This is a genomic window from uncultured Sphingobacterium sp., assembly GCF_964277905.1.
Classification (GTDB): domain Bacteria; phylum Bacteroidota; class Bacteroidia; order Sphingobacteriales; family Sphingobacteriaceae; genus Sphingobacterium; species Sphingobacterium siyangense.
In genome coordinates this window covers 196,314-216,907 of the sequence record NZ_CAXYKD010000043.1, presented here as the reverse complement: position 1 = coordinate 216,907, position 20,594 = coordinate 196,314, and the positions used below count along the sequence as shown (strand labels likewise).

Genomic DNA, 20,594 nt, shown 5'->3' with positions numbered 1-20,594 from the left:
TCATAAGTATTTAACCCGGCTGATACTTATACTAATATTCTTCTCCAATAAAAACACAGATCGAAACCATTGAACTTGCTTATAGGTAATTTCCTTTTACTCCCCACAAACATACAAATTGGTCAAACAACGAAAACTTCATATTTAATAATCGCAGTATATGACTCAATATTTGCATCAATAAAGAGAATTTCGTGTTTTTTCATCAAAATGTGTAACGAAATGTCCCTACCACATACCTATACTATGGAGCATCACGCTAAAACGTCATATGGTAAATAATCTAATCTTAACTTACATAAACTGGAATATAGATAGTGACATCTTTGTTATTCCAATCATTGAACACCCTATTCGCTGGTACGGACTATTTTGGTTATTGGGCATTGTATTATGCTATAAGGTATTAGGTTCATTATTTAAGAAAGAAGGTCGGCCAACCGAGTTCTTAGATCAGCTAACCATTTATATCGTTTTAGGTACTGTTATTGGTGCTAGATTGGGGCACGTATTGTTTTACGACCCCAGTTATTACCTGGATCATCCCTTAAAAATAATGGCCATTTGGGAAGGTGGGCTGGCAAGCCATGGCGGAGGTATAGGTATCCTGATTGCGATCTATTTATTTGCAAAAAAACAGCAGCTTCCTTTTCTTTGGGTTGCAGATCGGGTTGCTTTGGTCGTCCCTATAGCAGGGGCTTGCATTCGCCTGGGCAACTTAATGAACTCTGAAATGATTGGCACAGCAAGTAGTTTACCTTGGGCCTTTGTGTTTACCCGTATCGATACGGTACCCCGGCATCCGGCACAGCTTTATGAAGCATTATTTTGTCTCCTATTATTCGTATTGTTATATCGTTTGTGGAAAGAAAAAGAGCTTCAACGTAACAATGGAAACTATTTCGCCTTACTGTTGGTTTTGCTGTTTTCGTTCCGGTTTTTGGATGAGTTTTTGAAAATCAATCAAGAGCATTTTGAAGACTCCTTATTCATCAATATGGGACAGCTGCTTAGTATACCATTTATTATTATTGGAGCTGGTCTATTTATTTTCAACCGTTTTCAAGAAAGAATACCCAAATTTAAGTAAGGGGATGCGCAGTACTTCCAAAGATCATCACCGATGACATGGCCACTAGGAACAGAAATTTTATCATGATTTTTTTAATAAACCATGTTGAAAAGCATATTTTACTAATTCCGCAGTGTTCTTCACTCTTGTTTTATCGATCAAGCTCTGCCGATATCCTTCAACAGTTCGCTTACTCAAAAAGATTTTATCTGCAATTTCTAGATTTGTAAACCCGTCCGCGATCAATTCCAATACGTCTAGCTCACGTTCGCTTATTTCCAAATCTAGGATAGTATTCGAGCCAGCATCCGTATAAACTTGACCCGAAGAAACTTGTTCAAGTAAGGCTAAGCTAATTTCTTCACTCATATACCGCCCGCCCTCAGCGACATGTTTTAATCCAAAAAGTAATTCATTATAACCTACATTTTTCAACAGGTAGCCTGAAAGACCATGCTCAAACCCTTCAACCACATAATGAATTTGACTAAGCATGGATAATATCACAACTTTGACCAGCGGATATTTTTGACTGATGATTTTTAAGAGCTCCATCCCGTCCATATGCTCCATACTTATATCAGTTAAGACAATATCGGGAGCTAGACCATTCGCCAATTTAGACAGGGCTTCCATACCATCAGATGCCTCGCCTATCACCGCAAATTCTCCATCGGATTCTAAAAGTAGTTTAATACCATTCCGTACGACCATGTGATCTTCAACCAATAGTATTTTAACCGTATTCATCTTCTTTAGCATTTAAATATAAACGTTCAATTCTATTTTCTTCCAACCATATACGACAATGATGGTGTATTGTATTTTCCGATTTGAAATAAAAAAGAAGCAGATTGCATAAACAAAATAAAGATACGAATTTCTATTCACTGTACTATTGATCTCATGACTCCATATTAAACAGCCTCTAGGATGATTAACAGATCAAAAAGCAGGTATTGCTAATGACCGACAACTGCTATCATTTATCGATAAAGAGAAAACTTATGAGAAAAGGAACAATATTTGTACGCTATTAAATCAAGCTATACATGATATCGCTTTAATCAACGCTTAATTTTTGATATGTTATGATTTGTTCAGATAAAGATATTTTAGCCGTTCTCTCCTCTTCATTGGATGCTTGCGCAATTTATGATAGCGCAGATCTCCGTATTTCTTATGCAAGCACTAACATGTTAAAATTGTGGAATTGTGATCACAGCGCGATTGGGCAATATCTTGAGAATTGTCTTCAACAAGAGGAATTAACGCCTTATATCCCTCTCTTGAAAAACGTTTGGGGAAATGAAAATACACAGCTGATCGACAAGATAAAGATTAAACTCAAAAGCGAACAACAGTCTTCACTCCGATATACGCACACGTTTGAATATCATCCGCTCATCAATGAAAAGGGTGAAATTTATGGCATATTTAATCAAATTAGACTGCTACCTGAAAATGAAGACAACCATCCACTTACACAAGAAAAAAATACCATTGAACGAAAACTGCTACAAGATTTATTAACTCAAAAATATACAGTAGCAGGAAATCACTACAAAATCCCCACGAATAATTACACCTTATCACCTAAACATACCGAAGATCTCAATGAAAAACTCAAGGGGGCACTAAAGAAAATCATAGAGAGTGAAGAACATTATCATTTTGCATTACAGTCGGCCGAGATGGGAACATGGAACTTAAATTGCAAAAATTACCTAGTCAATTGGGATGAACGGACTCGAGAACTCTTTGGTTTTGCGAAAGGTGAATATGTTCCATACAATGAGGTCCTCAAATATATTCATCCAGAAGATAGGAATAGAATCGATCAAGAAGTCAAAAAATCACTGACTTTTCAAAACAAAGGTGTATATGACGTACAATTTAGAACCATTGGAGCACAAGATCTTCAATTACGGTGGTTGCACTGTAAAGGAAGAGTATACTTTGACCAAGACCAACAGCCCGAATGGTTTGCAGGCACCGCTATAGATATTACCACCCCGCATCAAGAACATGAAAAACTTGAAGCAATTAATCAACTTATCGCCAAAAGAGATCAACAGTTCAGAATGATTGTTGAAGCCGCCGGTATTGGTATCTTTTCTATTGACATGGAAACCAAGAAAATGGAACTCAATGATCGCTGCCGTGAATTATTTGGCTTCCACCAGCATGACAACATAAAAGAAGCTGACTTTTTCGCCCAAATTCTACCTCAGTATAGAAATATCATTCAGCATGTTTTTCAGGAAGTAACACGCAAGCAATCGCCTTTCGATTGTCAATGTGAGATAAAAGATAAAAAAACAGGTAAGATAAAATGGTTAAGGTCAATAGGCGGAAGTCAATTGGAATCGGATACAACAAGACACATGATCTATGGCGCCATAATAGACAACACCAATGACAAGGAAGAAGAAAGGAAAAAGCTCGATTTTATTAGTATCGCAAGTCATGAACTCAAAACACCTTTGACCTCACTCATTGCCTATATCCAATTACTACAAGCCAAAGAAGGTACATTGAGCAGCGAAAAGCGCATGCAATATCTCCACCAATCGAATGAGCAAGCAACGCGTATGCGCGGCTTAATCGACGGCTTTCTAAATGTTACTCAACTAAATGAGGGTAAGTTGGTACTTCGCAAAAAGACATTTAACGTTTGTTCTTTACTCGATTATATTCAAAATATCTATTCTTTAAAATCTGTCAAGCACTTCATTCATTATTCAGGAGCAATAGATTCGAATTTGGAGATTATCGCCGATCGTGATAAAATCGAACAAGTGTTAATCAACTTCATGGATAATGCTATTAAATATTCGCCCAGTAATTCAACAATTACCATGCATGTAGCGATACATTCAGGTTATTTTGAAGTCGAGATCAAAGACCAAGGAAAAGGCATCAATCATAAGGATCAAAAACAAATATTCAATAAATTCTATCGTGTAAATGACGATGCGGATCGTTATGCATCGGGATTTGGCATAGGACTGTTTATTTGCAAAGAAATTATTCAAAAACATCAAGGAGAAATTGGGGTCGACAGCCAGATCGGCCAAGGGTCAACCTTTTGGTTTAAAATTCCGGTCAGTGTATAAATAACAGCGCTAATTACCACCGATAAAATTTTCGACGGAAAAAAAAAGCAACAGTTGCGAATCAAATCACAACTGTTGCTGAAATATGAATTCGTCACCTATTTCTTTTTCAAATCGGCTCCGGCAATATCTTCCCATCGATAATAATGGAATGTTTTATCGTCACTCATAACAACAAACAAGCCATGTTTGAAGGTTTCATTTAAATTAAAAGAGGTAGTTTCTGAACCGTCACTTTGTGTTGCCATAACTGGCACAGTCTTCAGATATTTATGTTCGAAAGGATTGCTTTTGGTTCCTTCCCGACTAAAAACCTGAAAACGATTTGCACCCTGGTCCGACACCAAGATATATCCAGTACTGTCGGTCACTTTATAAATCGAAATACCTTCATGATCTTCTTTAAAACCTGCTGTAGCAAACAATGCCAACTGTTGGTTTCCCTTTGCTGGATCCGCATAGTATTGTTTTACGCCAGTCTGTTCGTCCGAATAGTAAATATATCCAAGCTCATTGTCCACCGCTATTGCCTCAATCTCTTTCTTTCCACTAAATGAACCAAATTTGCGAACCAGTGTAGCTTTTACTGAACCAGAGCCATTATCCTCCAATAAATATTGTCCCAAATAGCCTTCTTTTGGTCCATTTTTTCGTCCAACAATAGCATAGATTTCTCCTTTTGGAGAAGTATATAGGGCAATCCCCATTAGATCTCTGAATTCAGGTTCAGTTTCACCAACAAACATATCTAATCCCCCTTGATCGATCGGCTTCATGTCAGGTAGTGAAAAAATACGCAATTTATGGGTCATACGCTCTGTTGTGACAGCGATATCAACAGGTTCCCCCCCCAATACCAATCCGTAAGCTACATCGACATTGTTTGGCCGTTTTAAATTGGAAACCACTTTTTCTTTGACCGTTTTACCCTGTAAATCGTACACGAATAAAGCTCCATCGGCATCTTTATCCGTTGCTATAATCAGACTCTTGCTCGGATCGTTCTTATTAATCCAAATTGCAGGATCATCCGAATCATAACGTACAGCATCGGTCACAATAACAGGTTTAACTGAGTTTACCGTATTTGTTTGCGCATTTTTGCATGCTATTTGAAGCAGGGTTGATGCTCCCAAAGTTAGTGTTAGTATTGTTTTTAAATTTGTCATTATATGAAGTAAATTAGAATTTGGAACCAAATGCCCCAACATAAGCTGCAGGCTGAGGAGAATTATATGTTAGGCCGTTTGACATCACCAGGCCGCTCGTAAAATGGGGTTTAAAAGCCAAAGTACCGGCCTTTAATGCAGGTGAATTCCCCTGAAGATGAAAATCCCAGGTTGAATCAAATACGTAATTGTCAACTGATGTTTCTAAAGGATAAGAAACAAATTTAGGATTATTCTCCCCTGCCACTTTACCTCTAACATCATTACTACCGCCTACAATATCATTTTTACCGACCTGAAACTGATCTACAGTCAATTGACCGTAACCATAATACCAATTATTACCTGACACAGAACGGCTATCTTCTGGTTTTTTAGGATCACGTTTGACTCCAAAACGTGTATTGGCAAAAAGATTATTATAAATTTCTGCTCTGACAGAGGCTTCTAGCCATATGGAACCTCCTTTGGCTGTAGGTCTACGCCAGCCTGTATTGAGCATGGTATTATTATAAACAATAATATAAGCCTGAGGTGTACGGTCTCCCGAATTGGATAGTTTTAATGCATTGGTATTTACACTATACACTAGGTTATAAGCAACATCTGCAAGACATCCGGATTTGAAATTCATCGCTTCTCCACCTGTCACCCCATTAGAAAAGAAACGATTGTTAGCGAAAATGATTTTTCCTCCTTCAATATACGTACAGTCTTCGTGAAAATGACTTACAGTACTATTTTGAACAACTAGCTTTCCGTCTGGATTTGAGAACCACAAAGCTGGCAAAGCTTCACCAGACACTTTTTTATACAGGCCCATTTTTACAGAAGTCGACGCATCCGATGTAATTGCACCACCATATTCAATGACGGTATTGTCCAAAACAAGTTCCTGGCAGCTTGGAGCGGCTAAAATTCCTCCCCATAACTTACCAAATTCATTCGTCTTCGTCTTATACCCATCTTCAACTGTAAACTTTACAGGATTTTCAGCTGTACCTAGTGCATACAAATTACCCAAAACAACAATTTCAGGCTTATTGACAGAATCCATCAATACGGTTACACCTTCCTCAATCGTCAGGCTCTTGCCTTCGGGAATAATAATATCTCCCTTGATATGCTGCACACTCCCTTTGCTCCACACACCGGAGACTTCACCTATAGCACTTCCATCAGCATCAGAAGTATCAACATCTATATTTGCTTTTTCACAGGCACTTAGCACCACAATAAAAAACGCTAGAAGCGATAAAATACATTTATTTTTCATCTGTATATATTTAATTTTTAATGATGAAGCAGATTTCACTTATCCAAAACATTGGCTTTCCAAAAAAGTGAAAGCTTCACCGAAACAAACTGTTCTTATTTAACGTCGCACATGTTCAGATTAAAACATGCCCTGTTTTACGCGGGTCTATTATTTACTAAACGAATAACGTAAACCAAGGATATAGTTCTGCCCATACAAATCCTTTCTAATCAATGTATTTCCGCCTTCAATAAGCTTTTCGGCGATCTTCTCATTTTCGGGATTTGTTCCTTTCACATACAATTCCATTGGTGTATTCAAGATGTTGTTAGCTTTGGCAAAAATGGCCCAGCCAGCTTTAAATTTCTTCTCAATAGAAGCATCTAACTGAACAAATCCTTTTTGCCATAAATCATCGTTCAAAAATTGCGACACTGTATTGATTCGTGAGCCGGTATAAGATCCAGCTAACTGTCCTTCCCAGCCATTATTAGCATCTTTGTAAAGTAGTGATAGATTGGCCACATGTGCAGCTTGCCCATATAGCGGCCTCGTTTGATCCACGATAATCGCTTCAGGGTCCTGTGTGGTTTCATTGATTCTACGTGACATCTTGGCGGTCGTTATACGTGAATGTGTATAGGTATAATTGGCCTTAACACCAAATTTTTGGATATACTTGATATAATCAACCTCGAGACCAAAGTTGTTGGCGTTACCAAAATTACCGGGGGTGTAGTATACATCCTGCTTACGAACCTCATCCGGTTGAAAGGTATATTCAATTGGGTTTTTGATTTTCTTGTAAAACATACCCACAAGAAATTGAGAGGAAGCTTCAGGGAATAATTCATACCTTAAATCGAAGTTATCTGCTAAGGCATGTTTTAAATCTGGGTTTCCTTTTTCTAAAAACTCTTCATTAACCACACTTGAGGGTACAATTTCATAAAACCCAGGTCGGTTTAACGCACGATAATAGGCCGCATGAAGCTGTTGTTTTTCGTCCAAATGATATTTCATGGTCAAACTTGGCAGCCACTCTGTATAAATTTGAGATCCTTCTGGTCTTTTTTCTCCTGCAGGAAACAATAATTTATAATTCTGATTGGTATGCTCCATCCGGATCCCTCCGATCATCTGCCATTTGTCATTCTCATAATTGAACATGCCATACAATGCTGTTGTCTTCTCACCGGCGTCGTAAGTTAATGGATTTGCGACAGCTCCAGTAGGATTGGTAACAGTCAAATTGAGATCGGTATAGCGCTGAAAATCCACGCCGTATTTATACTTTGCCTCTTCTGCCGAAGCTGGTGATAAGTTGTAGTTATTGTAAAAACTACTACGCTGTTTATCACGATACAAACCTCCGGTCGATAGCTCCAGCTTACTGTTTTCCATTGGAACTTTATAAGCTACATCCCAATAGCCTGCATGGTCATTATCGGTATTCCGCTCCCAACGATAGGTTACAGGAGATTTATTCACGAGAGAAGTCCTTTTACGTTCAAAATTTTCTTCTACTCCATCCAAACTGATCATCGTATTTTGCGGCAATTGATTGCGCGCTGAAGAAAGCACACCTGACCAACGGACATTCAGACGATTATCTAAAAAATGATGATCCCCCTGTAGCGTACCATTGTAGATCTGTTGCTGTGTTTTTCGGCTTCTTGTCACATAGGTCAGTTCGGCTTTACCAATACTGGGATCATACTGGCCATTATATATCGTATTTACAGCATCACGCAATTGCATGTTATTTAAATTCACATACATTTGATAAAAGCTAATCCGATGATTTGGATTAAATCGATAGTCGATCTTGTTATGCAAACCTAAGCGTTGTTGCTGTTCATCATATTGACGATCACTCTGCTCAGTAATTACCGCATTGGGATTTACGCCAACGACAGCCGATTTGTAGAAAATAGAACGACTACCTCGATGTAAATTTTGATAACTCGCACCCAAAATAACACCCAATTTATCATCCAAATACCGATTGCCTATTGTCAAATTGCCTACAAGATCTGGAAGGGGCTTTTTATAGGTATAATCTAATGCTCCCTTATTAAAATCAGCAGCGGTTGCATTGTAATTCTTCCCATGCTGTTCGTAGGGAGATTTAGCTGAGGTTCCGCCTGTTGAAAAGCTTCCAAAATCACGATTAAAATAACGTTGGCTGTAGCCTGTTGCCAAATTTGCTTGAAGCAATAATTTAGTCGGCGCCGATTTCATAACCATATTGACAACTCCACCCACCGCGTCGGCTTCCATATTTGGTGTTAGCGACTTATAGACTTCTAAGCGTTCCAACATATCTGAAGGAAATAAATCCAAAGGCACATAACGGTATTTATTATCCGGACTTGGAACCTTTACACCATTCACTAAAGTGGTATTGTAACGTTTATCCATCCCCCTCAGAATAGCATATTGTCCCTCGCCATTCGAATTTCTTTCTATAGATACACCCGAAACACGCTGTACAACATTTGCAACGGTGATATCCGGAGAAATCTCTATTGCACGCGCCGAAACAACATTCATAATTTGTGACGCATTCTTTTCCAAACGCCTTGCACTAGGATCATCATCCCCCCCATTCCGACGTCCTTTTATGGTTACTTCCATTAATGTCTGTTCGGTAGACGTAAGCTGAAAAATAAAATGAGGTGTATTTTCTTTTTGAATTTCGATTTCTTTAATTAATTCGGCATAGGCCATATGCTTGATATGAACCCTATCCACACCTGCAGATAATCCTTTGAATTCAAACGAACCATCCAATTGTGTTTTGGTCGATAGCCCACTCTGTTCCAAGAACACTGTTGCACCAGCAATGGCTTCACCAGTCTGACCATCCAATACCTTACCTTTGATTTTGGTCGCATAAGCAGCGCTGACCGAAATACTGGAGGCAAGTAATACCGTTAAAAAGTTTTTCATTTTGCTTAGATTATTATGAATCTTTGATTGTTGTCGCAAAGATGGCAGCCAATTTTAATCACACAAAATATCTAGCGTTACAACAAGGAAACAAGGTAAAAAGAGCACTATACAGCAAGGAAACAAGAAGATATAAAACACTATCAAACAGCAACTTAAAAACAAATTACACGCCATTAACATTCTATTACTCCTGTGTTAAAAAATTATGAAATACCAACGAGATAACCCGTCAGATCCTCTCCTTGTTCCAATCTTAATTTTTTTCGCAATCGATGTCTGGCAACACGAAGGCTATCTTGTGATATGCCCAATAAGACGGCAATATCGATATTATTCAAATTTATTTTAAGCAATGCTATTAACCGCATATCCGCTGCCGTCAAATCTGGAAATCGTTGAATAAGTTTTTCAAAAAAGCTGTGATGTACCTTTTCGAAAGTTCCCATAAACTCTTTCCAATGGATGCCCTGCGTAATATTTTCATTGATTTGCAACACCAACTTCTGCATTTGTCGTTTTTGATCCCGGCGTTCGTCCTTAACCATTCCTTTTAATTCATCACGAAGTTCTTCCAAAAATTGATTGTTACGGATTAGATTTAAGGTATGGGATGTCAATTCCTTTTGCTTGAGCGACAGTTCTTGTTTGAGCTGCTTATCTTCAAGCAACTGGTTTTTAAGGGCTACTTCAGTCAACTCACGTTCGGCCTCCTGTTTTCGCGATTCAGTAATCTGATTTTTGATCTTAATTTTCTGACGACTATGCAATACATAGGATAATACAATTAACAAAATTAAAACCACGATTGTTCCCCACAGCATGATTAAGTTGATTCTTTTTGTTACCTGCAATTTTTCAATCTCCTCAGCTTTTTGATTCATATCGTAGAGCGCCTGAAAAAAAGCGGTATGTCGAGCACCATCTACGCTATATAGTTCAAGCACCAACTTACGGCTCTTTTCTGCATAAAAATATGCGCTATCCATCTGCTCACGCAAGGCGTAGGTCCTACTCAAATCTTTTGTCGTAGCAGCCATTTGATACACATCACCCAAATTTTCCGCCATCTGATAGGCCAATTGCGTGAGTTTGATACTTTCTGGATATTTATTGGTCTTTCTAAAAATATCGCCCATATTATTTATGACCACAATTTTTCCATAATTGTCTTTTGTTTCCGTATAGAGGGTACTTGCTTTTTCAAAATGAAAAAAGGCGCTGTCATACCTTGCAAGATCTTCATAAATACTGCCCAAATTTTCATGGATCTTGGCTTCTCCATTTTTATTACCCGCACTGCTATAAATGGACAAAGCAAGATTCTGGTAGACAAAGGCGGAGTCGTAGTTCGCTTCCTTTTCAAATAAATGACCTATATTCCCTAATGTACCTGCCTCTCCATTTTTATCCCCCTCTGTTCGGAAAGAATGTAGCGCCTTGTTAAAATAAACTTTCGCTACATCATGTTGTTTGTTGAAAATATTGAGCTCCCCGATATCACTCCAATTCGAAGCAAGATGCTGTTTTGAATTTAATTGCGTATAGATTCGATCGGCTTGAAAATAGTAGTCCTGCGCCTGTCCATAATGTCCCTGATTAACACATAACCATCCAATCGCCTGTAAACAATTGGCTTGTAATAATAAGTCTTTATCCGTAACAGCTTTTGCATAACGTTTTTTGACGAGCATAATTGCAGAATCAGGATGGTTTTGACTTAATCCTCTAATATCCTTAAAGGATTCAACCTGCGCAGTACCCGGGTGACACAAAAAAAGCTGTATAAAAAAAAGTAGAAACAAAATAATTTTATCAGAAATCCTCATATTTAACGTAAATAATCGAATTGCAAATGTACATGAAACATGTTAACACAATATTAAATCACATAAAGCAATACGAGTTTTAACATAAGGAAGGCTGACTTATTTTTATCCGCCAAGCTCACCAATATACTATTAAAAAAGCCCTTTTATTGACGATACACATCAATAAAAGGGCTTGAAAATAGACAATCCCAAAACCGGTTAATTACTCGATTTCAATTCAATGAGCGGAGTGATCCGTTCTAATATATCAAATGCCACCTCTGCCATTTTATTACCTTTATTGTCCAATAACGGATTAACTTCAACAATTTCAAAACAAATCACCTTTCCAGATCGGATAATCTCTTCTAAAATCAACACAATCTCCCTTGGCAAAAACCCCTTAGGTACTGGTGTTCCCGTGCCATCCGAGATCAATTCACTATCCATGCTATCCACATCAAAAGAGATATAAACCATATCACATGCTTCTAGGATTTTCAATGCTTCAGCCACACAATCGGTTATTCCGCGCTGTCTCGTATCTTCCACACGATAGTTCTTAATGCCAAGTCGTTCAATGACCAGATCTTCCGGTTCTTCCGTATCCCTTACACCAAAATAAATCAAATGATTGGATAGTATTTTACCTACTGGGCCAGCTATTCGTTTTAGTTTATTCCAAAATTCTTGTGTCGATTCGTCTATTTCATTGATTTTACATGGGATATTATCCTCATTCAACATCGCCGCTAAAGGCATTCCATGCATATTACCAGAAGGTGTTGTGTGCGGAGAATGAATATCGGCATGCGCATCTACCCAGATCACACCAAGTTGTTTATCAGGATAAGCGGACTTTATACCACTGATCGTCCCCATTGCGGAGGAATGATCCCCTGAAAACACCAATGGAAAATTGCCGGAAGATAAGCTATCTTCAACGGTGGAAGCTACTTGTTTGCATTGTTCATAAATCTGCTGAATATGTTTCGCAAAAGGATGATTATCATTCTGATAAATGGAGCTATTTCGAGTTGGCACATCAACAAATGGATAGTTAATGAAATATTGACTTCCTTTATTAATTGCAGCTATCTCGATGGCGTCGATGCCCAGATCTGAACCCCTAGTCCCTGCTCCTATATCCGATCTGTTTTTGATCAATTCAATCATTTTCTCCATACACTATTTCAAATTAGTCAACGATCGCTCAATGATCCATAAGCAAGTCTCGACTTGCTCTTTTGTAATAACCAGCGGCGGAGCCAATCGAATTTTGTTACCATGTGTAGGCTTCGCTAAAAGTCCATTTTCTTTAAATTTGAGACAGATATTCCAGGCCAAATCACTTTCTTCATCCGCATCAATTACAATGGCAGTCAAGAGCCCCTTTCCTCGCACTTCTGTAATTAACGAGCACTTAGCAGCAATCTGACGCAATCCATCCAAAAACAATGCCCCCATCTGAAACGCCCGTTGCGTCAAATTTTCATCCCGTACAACATTTAACGCTTCCATAGCCACTGCACAGGCCAATGGGTTTCCACCATAAGTCGAACCATGTTCGCCCGGTTTAATACACAACATAATGGAATCATTTGCCAACACTGCCGATACCGGCAATACACCGCCCGATAAAGCTTTCCCCAAAATCAGAACATCTGGTTTGCTTTGACTATGCGCAGCATCGATATCATAGGATGCCAACATACTTCCCGTCCGAGCAATACCTGTTTGGATTTCGTCTGCAATAAACAATACATTGTATTTTGTACATAACTGTCTCACACGCATCAGATAATTCTCATCAGGAACGACAATACCCGCTTCGCCCTGAATTGGCTCAACGATAAAGCCAGCAATATTTTCATCTGCTTTGAATAACTGTTCTAGCGCATCAACATCATTATAGGGAACGAGTACTATGCCATCTAAAAAGGGACCAAATTCATGTGTTGCAGTACGATCATTGGATGCCGATATAACAGAGATTGTCCTACCATGGAAATTGTCTTCGGCAAAAACAATTTTCGCTTGATTGGTTGCTACACCTTTCACCTGATAGGCCCATTTACGACAAAGCTTCATTGCCGTTTCTACCGCTTCAACTCCCGAATTCATCACCAAAGCCTTATCAAACCCAAATAACTGACAAAGCATTTCTTCAAAATCGCCCAATTTATTATTATAAAACGCTCTCGATGTAAGTGTCAATTTCGCAGCTTGCTCTTTTAAAGCATCTATAATTCGCGGATGGCAGTGTCCCTGATTGACAGCAGAATATGCAGACAAGAAATCAAAATAAGATTTTCCATCAACATCCCACACCATGACTCCTTCAGCTCTTTCCAATACGACTGGAAGCGGATGGTAATTGTGCGCTCCATATTTTTCTTCTTTGGCAATGAACATCTCGCCCTTACCATGTTTAGCTACTGTACTCATAATTCAGATTTTTTCTAATAATAACAAATATACAATATTTACTTTTTTATTGACTGAAAAATAAAATTTAACACTAAATTAGCATATAAATATTAAAATTAACTTTTAAACCACTTTCTACAATGAATAATATCGATGATTTTGATTTACAAATTTTAAAATATTTAGACGAAGATGGACGGATGGCCTACTCTGCGATAGCAACAGCTATGGGCGTATCCAATACGATGATCCATCAACGAATCAACCGATTGACGGAACAAGGAATACTAGCGGGTATAAAGCCTGTATTAAATGAAAAAAAGCTAGGCTATGATTGGGGTGCTTTTACAGGGCTAAGTTTAGAAAAAGATCATGACTCGAGCCGAATTATTGAAGAACTTAAGAAAATACCAGAAGTTACAGAATGCTATTACATTACGGGCAATTACACGCTATATGTAAAAATTATTGCTAAGAACCACGAACATATGCGACAATTGCTTTATGAAAAAATCGATAGCATTCCAGGAATTGCAAAAACAGATTCCCTTATTGAATTAGGCTGTGCCTTCAAGCGAAATATTATATTCTAGCACAAGGCAACAACCGACGGGATCCTGAATATGATTTTTCAGGGTCTCCACGTTATTTACCGATATTTGCCAACTCTTCTTCCGTCCAATAGATCAATTCGCGCAAAACATACACATTTTCATAACTTCCCAATCCATCGATATAATCCCACAAATCACCTTCAACTTTCACAGGTCTTCCATGATGAAGTATGTCATAACCATTGTCCAACCAATTTTGTATCTGCTCTTTATCCATCGTTATCAAAACTTATTGTTAATTATCTTTAAAATGACTATTTCAAATATAATGTATTTTACGATGGCTACCCACATCTGTCTAAAAGAAACTCAAATTTCAACAACTTTTTGACATAGCCTTTATCACAATTCAATAAGTTCTCGCGCTAATTGACAAATTTTAAAAAGAAAAAAAGTATATTCGTATAACATCAAATATCATTGTTATGGCAGATTTTTTCTACGTTGGATACGAAGGTGAAGACGAATTACTCGAACTGGTGGCTGTATCTACTATTCAATCCCTCCTCTATTTTCAGGACGCCGATCAAGAGGATTTTACGACAATAAAAACCGCTATTGATCAAAATTTTATCGTCGAAGAAGACTTAATTACCGTCGCAGACACCCTCCGATTGGATCAATCTATTGTTCGCTTTACTCCTGGCAAGCCTAATTATAAAGATTAATTGCATGCTCAATCATCTCGGCAAATAACGCTCAGTAAAGCAATTAATACAAGATAATTAGTAAAGAAAAGAAGTAAGGAAATAATGAAGGTAGTTTTAATAGGCGGTTCTGGCGCTACAGGAAGGGCGCTCGTTCAATTGATGTTAAAATCTAAGGAAATTACGGAAATCGTAGTGCTTTTAAGACGTGTCTCGTTTAAGGAGCACATTAAATTGAAACAGGTTATCGTAGATTTCGAAAATCTAACGGATTTTGAGCAAGTGATACAGGGCAATGTCGCAATTTCCTGCCTTGGCACCACATTAAAAGACGCAGGCAGTAAAGATGCACAATGGAAAATAGATCATGATCTTAATTTGCAATTTGCGGCATTGGCTAAAAAAAATGGTTTTCCTACCTTTCTCTTATTATCGGCTGTTCTTGCGGATCCTGCATCAAAAATTTTTTATAACCGCATGAAAGGAAGCCTTGAACAGGATGTTAAGGCACTTGATTTCAATCGGCTTATTATTTTCCAGCCTGGAGGACTAATCCGACCAAATACAGATCGCTTGGGTGAAAAAACAGCTATAGCTGCCCTTCGTATCTTTAATACAATAGGATTATTCAAAACATACGAGCCTCTTTCAGTAGGACAAGTTGCTATGGCAATGTTACAGGCGATAAATCACTACACAACAGGTATCCATACAGTAACCGTGAAAGATATCCAGAAATTAGCAGCAGAAACCAGTTGAAACAAGTAAAAAAACAATTCATAATATTGAATTAACAGTAAGCTAATCCTAAGGCTGTAATTTGTGTTTTTTTAAAATAACAACCATTCAAATGAAAAAACACGTTTTATTTCTGTTTCTCCTCGTTTTTGTACATGTTTTCCCCTCTTTTGGCCAAGAAGCAAAATACATCTTTTACTTAATTGGTGATGGCATGGGCCTCAACCAGGTTAATCTCACCGAAATTCATCAAGCTGAAGTACAGCATAAAGATAATCCCATCCCACTTGTGTTTACCCAATTTCCTCATGTTGGATTTGCCTCCACACATTCACTCTCCAATGGCGTAACGGACTCAGGCGCTGGAGGTACCGCATTAGCCGTTGGAAAAAAAACCAAAAATGGCGTTATCGGTATGGACAGTACAGGAACTGTCCCCTATAAGAGTATAGCTTATGCCGCAAAGCAAAAAGGAAAGAAAGTCGGTATTATTACAAGCGTCAGCATAGACCACGCTACCCCAGCTTCATTTTATGCGCACCAAGCAGACCGCGACATGTATTATGAAATCGGTAAAGAAATTGTCACTTCCAATTTTGATTTTTTTGGCGGATCCAATTTTCTCAAACCCGAAACAACATTTGATCATAAAAAGGCGCCATCGCTTTTCCCCATATTAGAAAAAGCCGGCTATAAAGTGCTTAAAGGAAAAGATGCTTATGCACAACTACCAAATAAATCAGATAAGATCATATTGATGAATTCAGATGGCAGTCCTATAGATGCCCTTAAATATGCCATAGACCAAAAGCCAAGTGATTTAAAATTGGCAGATATCACATCTGCAGCTATCACTTCACTGCATAAAAACAATACAAATGGTTTCTTTTTAATGATTGAAGGTGGAAAAATTGATTGGGCATGCCATGCAAATGATGCGGCTACAACAATTCAGGAAGTATTGGATTTCAATGCCTCCGTGCAACTCGCCTATGATTTTTATAAAAAATTCCCAAATGAAACACTTATAGTCGTTACAGCGGACCATGAAACAGGAGGATTAGGTGTCGGTAATGGAAGTTCTTCGCTGAAAACAAAATTCTTGTCCCACCAAAAAACCTCGCATGCAGAACTTTCGAACGCAATTGGCGCCCTTCGTAAGAATAATCCAAATGCAACATGGGACGATCTCAAGAATCTCATTGCTGCTCAAACTGGTTTATTTTCCAAAATTACAATCCATGAAACTGATCGTAGTGCTTTAGAAGCTGCCTATCAAAAAAGCTTTGTCGATCACGAAAATGAAACCGCAAAAAGCCTTTACGCAAGCGACGACAAAATAGCCGCATTGAGTATTTCAATCTTAAATCGGATGGGATCAATAAGCTGGGCCTCTAACAACCATTCGGCCGCCTATGCACCGGTATATGCGATCGGAGTTGGCTCCGAGCAATTCAGTCAGAAAATGGATAACACAGATATACCAAAGAAAATCGCTACAGCAGCAAAACTTAGTTTGGACTAAACAAAAAAAGATCCCCAAGAAATCTTGGGGATCTTTTTTATGAGCCTCTTATCGGAATCGAACCAATGACCTACTGATTACAAGTCAGTTGCTCTACCAGCTGAGCTAAAGAGGCTTTCAAATGAATTTTAATGAGTGTCGCTCAAAGAGCCTCTTATCGGAATCGAACCAATGACCTACTGATTACAAGTCAGTTGCTCTACCAGCTGAGCTAAAGAGGCTTTTTAAAGAAGTTTAATGCATGTTGCTTAAAAGAGCCTCTTATCGGAATCGAACCAATGACCTACTGATTACAAGTCAGTTGCTCTACCAGCTGAGCTAAAGAGGCGTTACTTCTTTTCAATCTTACAACGTCTGACCGTTTTAAGATGCTGCAAATATCGAAAGCTTAAACCAAAAATGCAAGTCGATTTCAAGAATTTTATACCCTGCTAAGCCAATTATTTAAAAATCAAGCGCATTATTTTTGATAACTGAAAATTTGTCATGATTCAATAAAAATTATTGCCATTTTTTCCGAAGTATAGCTTAAAACCCGAATGGCACTTCAATTGTTATAACCAATATGTATCAACGAAACTTTAAATAAGAGAATAAAAATGAATTTTAACAACTATACAATTAAAGCCCAAGAGGCTATACAAAAAGCTTCCGAAATTGCGGCTGGCCATCAACAACAGGCGATTGAGACAGCGCATATTTTAAAAGCTTTACTCACAGTGGATGAAAATGTTGTCAGCCACTTATTAAAAAAGTTAAATGTCAACATCAGCTATCTCGGAACTGAACTTGACAAACAAATTGAAGGTTTTCCTAAGGTTAGTGGCAGCAATATTTATTTAAGTAGCGATGCCAACAATGCACTTCAGAAAGCACAGGGCTATCTCAAAGAATTCAATGATGAATTTGTCTCGGTAGAGCATTTATTATTGGGTATTCTGGCAACTTCTGATAAGACCTCAACATTACTTAAGTCACAGGGCGTTACAGAAAAAGACTTAAAGACCGCCATAAAAGAATTGCGCGGAAACAGTCGGGTAACCGATCAAAATGCGGAGGCCACCTACAATGCTTTGGGAAAATATGCCCGAAATTTAAATGAATATGCCGAATCCGGCAAATTGGATCCTGTGATTGGCCGTGATGAGGAAATTCGACGTGTGATGCAGATACTCTCCCGTCGTACCAAAAACAACCCGATACTTGTCGGTGAGCCTGGGGTTGGTAAAACGGCTATCGCGGAAGGTATTGCTTACAGAATTATTAAAGGCGACGCACCTGAAAACTTAAAATCTAAGATTGTATTTTCCTTAGATATGGGCGCTTTGGTTGCCGGAGCTAAATATAAAGGTGAATTTGAAGAACGTCTAAAAGCGGTTGTAAAAGAAGTTACCGATTCAAATGGAGACATTATACTCTTTATCGACGAAATCCATACATTGGTGGGTGCTGGAGGTGGTGAAGGCGCAATGGATGCGGCTAATATCCTCAAACCGGCGTTAGCTAGAGGTGAACTACGTGCAATTGGAGCGACAACCTTAAACGAATACCAAAAATACTTTGAGAAAGATAAAGCATTGGAGCGCAGGTTCCAGAAAGTTATGGTTGAAGAACCTGACACGCAAGATGCCATTTCCATTCTCCGTGGCCTCAAAGAACGCTACGAAACACACCATAAGGTACGCATTCTGGATGAGTCTATCATTGCTGCCGTGGAATTGTCACAGCGCTATATTGCCGATCGTTTTCTACCCGATAAAGCGATTGATTTAATTGATGAGGCAGCATCCAAATTGCGCCTTGAAATGGATTCTGTACCGGAAGCTGTCGATGAGCTTGAACGTCGTATCATGCAATTGGAAATCGAGCGTGAAGCTTTGAAACGTGAAAATGACGATAAAAAAGTTGCAGAACTATCGGAAAGTATCGCTAATCTATCTGCAGAAAGAGATACGCTGAGAGCATCGTGGCAAGAAGAAAAGAGTCTTGTTGACAATGTCAATCAAGAGATTGAGAATATTGAAAACTACAAACTCGAAGCTGAGCAGGCCGAACGTTCCGGAGACTATGGAAAGGTAGCAGAACTTCGTTATGGGCGAATTAAAGAAGCGCAAGAAAAAGTGGACAAACTAAAGGCTGAACTCGCCGAAAAACAAGAAAGTAAGCGTATGCTCAAAGAAGAAGTTACTTCAGAAGACATTGCTGATGTTGTTGCAAAATGGACGGGAATACCTGTGAGTAAAATGATTCAATCAGAACGCGAAAAATTATTGAATCTAGAGGAAGAGCTTCATAAACGTGTCGCCGGTCAGGATGAAGCAATAGAAGCTATTTCCGATGCCATTCGTCGATCACGTGCTGGATTAAATGATGCGAAACGGCCAATAGGATCGTTCATATTTTTGGGGACTACCGGAGTCGGAAAAACCGAACTTGCAAAAGCACTTGCCGAGTTCTTATTTGACGACGAACAATCCATGGTTCGTATTGATATGTCGGAATATCAAGAACGACACGCAGTGTCTCGTTTAATCGGAGCGCCTCCGGGATATGTCGGCTATGATGAAGGCGGACAGTTGACTGAAGCAGTCCGAAGAAGACCTTATTCTGTTGTTTTGTTAGATGAAATTGAAAAAGCTCATCCCGATGTATTCAATATCCTATTGCAGGTATTGGATGATGGCCATCTTACAGACAACAAAGGTCGTACGGTAAACTTCAAAAACACCATTATCATTATGACCTCCAATACGGGGTCAGCCATTATACAGGAGAATTTCAGTCATCTGACCGATGATAATAGGGATGAAATTATCGCCAAAACACGGAATGAGGTCTTCGATCTTTTAAAACAGTCGATTCGTCCCGAGTTTTTGAACCGTATCGATGAAGTGATTATGTTTACGCCATTAAGTCGAGACGAAATTGGAGATATTGTTCGTTTACAATTTGCACATGTTCAGAAACAGCTGGCCGAACAAAATATATTCATTACGGCTTCTGATGAAGCAATGGATTGGTTGGCACAGCTTGGTTATGACCCTATTTATGGGGCTAGGCCATTAAAACGTGTTATTCAAAAACGAATTTTAAATGAATTATCAAAGGAAATTTTATCCGGAAAAGTAAATCGCGATTCGATTATTCGTCTGGATGTATTCGACGGTAAATTTGTGTTCATCAATAAACAAGAACAATAAAAAAAAGAACGTCCGATAGTACTATCGGACGTTCTTTTTTTTATTGCTAATTTTTA

General features: G+C 38.5%; 15 protein-coding genes and 3 tRNA genes. 7 read left to right on the top strand and 11 right to left on the bottom strand.

Annotated elements, in window-relative coordinates:
* The first annotated feature begins 271 nt into the window (after nucleotides 1–271).
* On the top strand, nucleotides 272–1,090 hold the full coding sequence (gene lgt, locus ACHWSC_RS19410; protein WP_394677844.1) for a prolipoprotein diacylglyceryl transferase: 819 nt from the start codon (nucleotides 272–274) through the stop codon (nucleotides 1,088–1,090).
* 63 nt (nucleotides 1,091–1,153) lie between these two features.
* Here lgt and ACHWSC_RS19405 read toward each other — a convergent pair whose 3' ends face one another.
* The gene (locus ACHWSC_RS19405) at nucleotides 1,154–1,822 is read right to left on the bottom strand and encodes a response regulator (protein WP_394677843.1); all 669 of its coding nucleotides are present in this window, start codon (nucleotides 1,820–1,822) and stop codon (nucleotides 1,154–1,156) included.
* Between the two features lie 341 nt (nucleotides 1,823–2,163).
* On the opposite strand from ACHWSC_RS19405, the gene ACHWSC_RS19400 reads away from it, so the two are divergent.
* Complete coding sequence (locus ACHWSC_RS19400; RefSeq protein WP_201668274.1) at nucleotides 2,164–4,191, top strand: ATP-binding protein; 2,028 nt, start codon at nucleotides 2,164–2,166, stop codon at nucleotides 4,189–4,191.
* A 98-nt stretch (nucleotides 4,192–4,289) separates the two neighbouring features.
* On the opposite strand, the gene ACHWSC_RS19395 is transcribed toward ACHWSC_RS19400, so the two are convergent.
* The 6 genes from ACHWSC_RS19395 to rocD form a co-directional block, all read right to left on the bottom strand.
* A complete protein-coding gene (locus ACHWSC_RS19395; protein ID WP_201668273.1) occupies nucleotides 4,290–5,360 on the bottom strand; it encodes a phytase in 1,071 nt (356 codons plus the stop codon).
* A gap of 13 nt (nucleotides 5,361–5,373) precedes the next feature.
* The gene (locus ACHWSC_RS19390) at nucleotides 5,374–6,636 is read right to left on the bottom strand and encodes a right-handed parallel beta-helix repeat-containing protein (RefSeq protein WP_394677842.1); all 1,263 of its coding nucleotides are present in this window, start codon (nucleotides 6,634–6,636) and stop codon (nucleotides 5,374–5,376) included.
* Nucleotides 6,637–6,786: 150 nt separating this feature from the next.
* Entirely contained in the window at nucleotides 6,787–9,573 is a 2,787-nt protein-coding gene (locus tag ACHWSC_RS19385; RefSeq protein ID WP_120334307.1) for a TonB-dependent receptor, read from the bottom strand.
* Nucleotides 9,574–9,779: 206 nt separating this feature from the next.
* Complete coding sequence (locus ACHWSC_RS19380; protein ID WP_394677841.1) at nucleotides 9,780–11,402, bottom strand: tetratricopeptide repeat protein; 1,623 nt, start codon at nucleotides 11,400–11,402, stop codon at nucleotides 9,780–9,782.
* Nucleotides 11,403–11,603: 201 nt separating this feature from the next.
* Nucleotides 11,604–12,569: an arginase gene (locus tag ACHWSC_RS19375; RefSeq protein ID WP_394677840.1), complete on the bottom strand. Its 966-nt coding sequence runs from the start codon at nucleotides 12,567–12,569 to the stop codon at nucleotides 11,604–11,606.
* A 3-nt stretch (nucleotides 12,570–12,572) separates the two neighbouring features.
* Nucleotides 12,573–13,832, bottom strand: a complete 1,260-nt coding sequence (rocD, locus tag ACHWSC_RS19370) for an ornithine--oxo-acid transaminase (RefSeq protein ID WP_394677839.1) — start codon at nucleotides 13,830–13,832, stop codon at nucleotides 12,573–12,575.
* 122 nt (nucleotides 13,833–13,954) lie between these two features.
* On the opposite strand from rocD, the gene ACHWSC_RS19365 reads away from it, so the two are divergent.
* Nucleotides 13,955–14,407, top strand: coding sequence for an Lrp/AsnC family transcriptional regulator (locus ACHWSC_RS19365; RefSeq protein WP_075992742.1), 453 nt, complete (start codon nucleotides 13,955–13,957; stop codon nucleotides 14,405–14,407).
* Nucleotides 14,408–14,459: 52 nt separating this feature from the next.
* On the opposite strand, the gene ACHWSC_RS19360 is transcribed toward ACHWSC_RS19365, so the two are convergent.
* Nucleotides 14,460–14,645, bottom strand: coding sequence for a hypothetical protein (locus ACHWSC_RS19360; protein WP_046673540.1), 186 nt, complete (start codon nucleotides 14,643–14,645; stop codon nucleotides 14,460–14,462).
* A gap of 208 nt (nucleotides 14,646–14,853) precedes the next feature.
* On the opposite strand from ACHWSC_RS19360, the gene ACHWSC_RS19355 reads away from it, so the two are divergent.
* The 3 genes from ACHWSC_RS19355 to ACHWSC_RS19345 all read left to right on the top strand — a co-directional run bounded on the left by ACHWSC_RS19355 (nucleotide 14,854) and on the right by ACHWSC_RS19345 (nucleotide 17,338).
* Nucleotides 14,854–15,096 (top strand): hypothetical protein, encoded by a 243-nt coding sequence (locus tag ACHWSC_RS19355; protein ID WP_046673541.1) that lies wholly within the window; start codon nucleotides 14,854–14,856, stop codon nucleotides 15,094–15,096.
* A gap of 84 nt (nucleotides 15,097–15,180) precedes the next feature.
* Nucleotides 15,181–15,834 (top strand): NAD(P)H-binding protein, encoded by a 654-nt coding sequence (locus ACHWSC_RS19350; protein WP_394677838.1) that lies wholly within the window; start codon nucleotides 15,181–15,183, stop codon nucleotides 15,832–15,834.
* Nucleotides 15,835–15,925: 91 nt separating this feature from the next.
* On the top strand, nucleotides 15,926–17,338 hold the full coding sequence (locus tag ACHWSC_RS19345) for an alkaline phosphatase (RefSeq protein WP_394677837.1): 1,413 nt from the start codon (nucleotides 15,926–15,928) through the stop codon (nucleotides 17,336–17,338).
* A gap of 42 nt (nucleotides 17,339–17,380) precedes the next feature.
* Here the strand turns inward: ACHWSC_RS19345 and ACHWSC_RS19340 are convergent.
* The 3 genes from ACHWSC_RS19340 to ACHWSC_RS19330 form a co-directional block, all read right to left on the bottom strand.
* Nucleotides 17,381–17,453 (bottom strand) — tRNA-Thr (locus ACHWSC_RS19340).
* A gap of 33 nt (nucleotides 17,454–17,486) precedes the next feature.
* Nucleotides 17,487–17,559: transfer RNA gene (locus ACHWSC_RS19335), tRNA-Thr, on the bottom strand.
* Between the two features lie 34 nt (nucleotides 17,560–17,593).
* Nucleotides 17,594–17,666 (bottom strand) — tRNA-Thr (locus ACHWSC_RS19330).
* Between the two features lie 271 nt (nucleotides 17,667–17,937).
* On the opposite strand from ACHWSC_RS19330, the gene clpB reads away from it, so the two are divergent.
* Complete coding sequence (gene clpB / locus ACHWSC_RS19325; RefSeq protein WP_394677836.1) at nucleotides 17,938–20,538, top strand: ATP-dependent chaperone ClpB; 2,601 nt, start codon at nucleotides 17,938–17,940, stop codon at nucleotides 20,536–20,538.
* Nucleotides 20,539–20,594 lie beyond the last annotated feature (56 nt).